Source organism: Paenisporosarcina sp. (assembly GCF_049671445.1).
Lineage (GTDB): Bacteria > Bacillota > Bacilli > Bacillales_A > Planococcaceae > Paenisporosarcina.
In genome coordinates this window covers 1-4,481 of record NZ_JBATUX010000113.1, presented here as the reverse complement: position 1 = coordinate 4,481, position 4,481 = coordinate 1, and the positions used below count along the sequence as shown (strand labels likewise).

Genomic DNA, 4,481 nt, shown 5'->3' with positions numbered 1-4,481 from the left:
TGATTATATTCCGTCATAAAACAAAACACATGTCATTTCGCATCGGTTTTACATTATTAGCTATTGCACATGTCGCTTTATTGATTTGGGCAACACCACTATTAGCAGATTTGTAAGATAAAGTGTCTAGAATCTAGGAGGGAAGTGGATGTAACGTCCACTCTCTTTATAGAATCAGGCACTTTTTTTCGATTCGAGCGTAGGAATGTGAAGACTGGCATAGTAAAGACGGGAATTTAGCATAGGAATTGGAGAAATAAGCTAGGGACGGTCATAGAAATTTGAGAACCGCCGATAGTCGACACGAATGCGCTCATAGACAAGTGAAAACCGCCGATAGTCGACACAAATCCGCCCATAGGCCATCAAATCAATCCCAAAACAACAATAGAAAACCCCGACACAGTCCTGTGTCGGGGTTCAGTTAATTATTGATCTTTCATCAATTGTTCAATCGGATTTTTCCAGCTTATATTGGCGTCTCCATAGTTCATCAAAATTTCTTTTTCAAGAAATAAGAAATCATCTCGAGTGAAACCTTGCAATTTCATCGTGTCCTTAGCCCATACAAAGATAGAGACCACTTCAAATGCATTATCAGTCGTTCCTAAATATTTCTCTCCCTCAAATAATGCTCCTTTGTAGGAAATGAAGAAATTCTTCCGAACGTTTTTCACGTCATCATAAAAATAGTATGAACCCTTCTCGTAGGCATCATCTAATTTTCGCTTTGGATCCAATAAATAAGCGATTCCTCGATAAAATAAGTAAACAACTAGAGCGAGAACCAAAAATCGTATTAATATTACTATCATTATGAACCCCCCTCGGGCAGACATGTTATTATTGTATACGGATGATGGTATTCATTGGTTTCAACAATTATAAAATTTTTATTCTGGAGGCATAAAATATGAAATTACAAACGCTTTTTGATATGCAAAAATCTCTCGATACATATATTCAAACTGAAAAAAACATTTCGCATGATGTATTTCTAGAAAAAGGTCTTGCGCTTTTAGTTGAACTTGCCGAGTTAGCAAATGAAACACGTTGTTTTAAATTTTGGAGCTCAAAAGGACCATCAGAAAAAGAAGTCATTTTAGAAGAGTATGTCGATTCGATTCACTTTCTATTATCTTTAGGGATTGAAATGAATTTAAATGACTTGGAGTCATGGCCGGTGGATCACCCGGAAGAATCACTGACTTTACTATTTTTACATACCCAATCATCGATTAACCAATTTTTGATAGAACCTACTAAAGAAAATTATGAAGATATATGGTCTTGGTATGGAGCAGTTGCTTCAAATCTTGGTTTTACACATGAACAAATCATTAAAGCATATCTTGATAAGAATGAAAAAAATTATGAGCGTCAACGCTCTGGTTATTAAAGAATTTTTTGAATATTGAAGACGTTTACATTATAATGAAATTTGTAGTTTATATTTAGGAGGGCGAAGTAATGACGAAGTTAGATAATACATTGACTATGTTAAAAGAATTGACTGATGCAAAGGCAATTCCAGGTAATGAACGTGAAGCTCGCGATGTAATGCGTAAATACATAGAGCCATTTGCAGACCGAATGGATTCAGATAACTTAGGTAGCTTAATCGCTGAAAAAGTGGGCGACGCTGATGGTCCTAAAATCATGGTAGCTGGTCACTTGGATGAAGTTGGCTTCATGATTACACAAATAGATTCTAAAGGTTTTTTGAAATTCCAAACAGTTGGTGGCTGGTGGTCACAAGTAATGCTAGCGCAACGAGTAACGATTGTTACACGTAAAGGTGAATCGATTATAGGTGTGATTGGTTCAAAGCCACCGCATATACTTTCTCCAGAAGCGCGTAAAAAGCCAGTAGATATCAAAGATATGTTTATTGATATCGGTGCTTCTACAAAAGAAGAAGCGATGGAGTGGGGCGTGTCTCCAGGAGATATGGTAACTCCTTATTTCGAGTTTACGGTCATGAACAATGATAAACTACTTCTTGCAAAAGCTTGGGATAACCGTATTGGCTGCGCGATTGCCATTGATGTATTAAAAGCGTTAAAAGATGAGAAGCATCCGAATATCGTCTATGGTGTAGGAGCAGCTCAAGAAGAAGTTGGATTACGTGGTGCACGTACCGCTGCTGCGAAAATCAAGCCTGATATCGGTTTTGCAGTCGATGTTGGTATTGCTGGAGATACACCAGGAATTACGGCAAAAGAATCAACAAGTAAAATGGGGGATGGACCACAAATCGTATTATTTGATGCGTCTATGGTTGCCCATAAAGGTTTGCGTGATTTAGTTGTTGATACAGCAAAAGAAAATGATATTCCTTTCCAGTTTGAATCAATTCCTGGCGGCGGAACAGATGCTGGAGCAATCCACTTAACAGCGAATGGTGTCCCTTCGTTAGCGATTGGTATAGCTACAAGATATATTCATTCGCATGCAGGTATTTTACATCGTGATGACTACGAAAATGCAGTGAAATTAATTGTAGCTGTCATTAAAAAGCTAGATCGCGACACGGTCAACAAAATCATATTTGATTAAATAAGTTTAAAGAGCATTGCTTAGGCAGTGCTCTTTGTTTTTTCAACCTATGCTAGTATCTAATAATGTTGAAAGAATATCAGTGCAGTTTATATTTCAAAAAAACATAGTCCACGGGCTATGTTTTTTTATTTGGAGTTATAGAAATAAGCTATTTTAATTAACCTCCTCCATTCAATGAAAATAATATATAGAAATAATACTATTAAGTCTTCTCTGCCTAAAGCATCTTCCTATCATTTAATATGTTATAGAAGTAAGGAGAATTCCGGATAGAGAGTAAACAGAAGAGGTTTTAACTATTAATTCATATGGAAGGAGGTTCAATTCAAATTGAAATATTGGATAAATCAATGGGATAAATCAGATGGATGTGACTGCTTCAAATGTCGTGAATTAAATGAAGTAAGGCACAAAAAATGTAACTGTCACGACAAGAAGAAAGACGATTGGGATAAAAAAGACAACTGTAAATGGATTAGTTGTAGAGATGTAAACATTTGTGTCGTCTGCAAAGATGAAAAAGAACATGATTGGAATAAAAAATGTGACTGTTGTGAAAAGAAAAAAGACAACTGTAAAAGGATTAAGTGTGGAGATGTAACCATTTATGTCGTCTGCAAAGATAATAAAGAACATGATTGGGATAAAAAATGTGACTGTCATGAGTAGAAAACTACGACTGTAATAAATGTAGGCGGACAAACCAATCATTTATTAACGAATAATGAATAGCGTTTATAGTAAAGACGCTGTTTATGTTGATCAAAGGTTTAAGAATTGTTTTGGAAAGTAAGGTTTTGGCTTATGCTGATTCTTTATGTAAACATATTCTAAATTAGAAAAGAGAATGTGGAGGAAGATTGATTGAGTATTCATTTTAAGGTGGTTCCATTAAGTAACAATAGCCGTTGCCTTTTGTTCCACCCTAACCAATATAAAATATTAAATGAAACCAAGGAGATGGCTACTACTATTTGCTTTGGGTTAAAAGAAATGGACGTTACTTATGAACAATCCAATATGTTAAAAGAGGACGAAATAGGGATACCGAATATGATTATAGATTATTTGAAACTTCCTTTGGGAGTTGATTATGAAATATCCATTCAAAAAGGAGCTATCACTATAGGTCCGTTTATAGGAATATTGATAGCTAAATCCCATGCAAAAATAAAGGGGAAACTTAAAAAAATTAAACGGATAAATGAACAATACCCGTTAGTGAGAGGAGTAATTGTAGCTTTTTCGTGGCAAGGTATAAATCAAAAAAACTCTACTATTAAAGGTTATCTATACAATCCTGCTTCTGAGAAATGGGAAGAAGGAACTTTTCCTTTTCCAACAGTAATAGTAAAACGAATGGTGTTGTCCAAAAAAAGAAAAAACTTTTTAAAAAATCTTTATGGAGCACGGTTTTTTAATTCAGGTTCTATTGATAAATGGAAAATGCATCAAATTCTAAGTAAAAATGAGGATGTACTTCCATATTTACCAAAAACTTTTATTTATAAAAATCCAGAAGATATATTAAATTATCTAAAACGCTATCGTACTATTTATGTGAAACCGATTTTTGGATTAAAGGGAAAAGGAATTGTGAAAATGATGACTGGACCTAATCTGTATTGTATTAAGTATCGGTTTAAACAAAAAAATAAGACAATCAAATTGTCTACTGAAAAAGAACTGTTAAATTATGTTGAAAAAAATTTCAGAAAGAATAGATACATTATACAGGAAGGAATAGATTCAGAATTAGTAAAAGGGCGTATTATTGATTTTAGGATTTTTTTAGTGAAAAACCAGACTGGACAATGGGAAGATGTAGGCATAATCGCTAGGAAGGGTAGCAAAGGGAGTATAGTTACCAACCTATCTAATGGAGGAAGAGTGGATAACGTAATTAAGCTAATGTCTGC

General features: G+C 34.6%; 5 protein-coding genes. 3 read left to right on the top strand and 2 right to left on the bottom strand.

From position 1 onward, the window contains the following. Positions 1 to 428: 428 nt before the first annotated feature. Positions 429 to 815: a sigma-w pathway protein ysdB gene (locus WBG45_RS13725; RefSeq protein WP_424415423.1), complete on the bottom strand. Its 387-nt coding sequence runs from the start codon at positions 813 to 815 to the stop codon at positions 429 to 431. A gap of 98 nt (positions 816 to 913) precedes the next feature. Here WBG45_RS13725 and WBG45_RS13720 point away from each other — a divergent pair, with 98 nt between their 5' ends. Both WBG45_RS13720 and WBG45_RS13715 read left to right on the top strand, forming a co-directional pair. Continuing rightward, positions 914 to 1,399: a dUTP diphosphatase gene (locus tag WBG45_RS13720; protein WP_424415421.1), complete on the top strand. Its 486-nt coding sequence runs from the start codon at positions 914 to 916 to the stop codon at positions 1,397 to 1,399. Between the two features lie 71 nt (positions 1,400 to 1,470). Beyond that, positions 1,471 to 2,559: a M42 family metallopeptidase gene (locus tag WBG45_RS13715; protein WP_424415420.1), complete on the top strand. Its 1,089-nt coding sequence runs from the start codon at positions 1,471 to 1,473 to the stop codon at positions 2,557 to 2,559. A gap of 396 nt (positions 2,560 to 2,955) precedes the next feature. On the opposite strand, the gene WBG45_RS13710 is transcribed toward WBG45_RS13715, so the two are convergent. Further along, positions 2,956 to 3,225 carry a hypothetical protein gene (locus WBG45_RS13710; RefSeq protein ID WP_424415418.1) on the bottom strand — a complete coding sequence of 90 codons (270 nt, stop codon included), beginning with the start codon at positions 3,223 to 3,225 and terminating at the stop codon, positions 2,956 to 2,958. A gap of 201 nt (positions 3,226 to 3,426) precedes the next feature. On the opposite strand from WBG45_RS13710, the gene WBG45_RS13705 reads away from it, so the two are divergent. Continuing rightward, positions 3,427 to 4,481 (top strand): YheC/YheD family protein (locus WBG45_RS13705; RefSeq protein ID WP_424415416.1); only part of this gene is annotated, 1,055 nt, incomplete at its 3' end.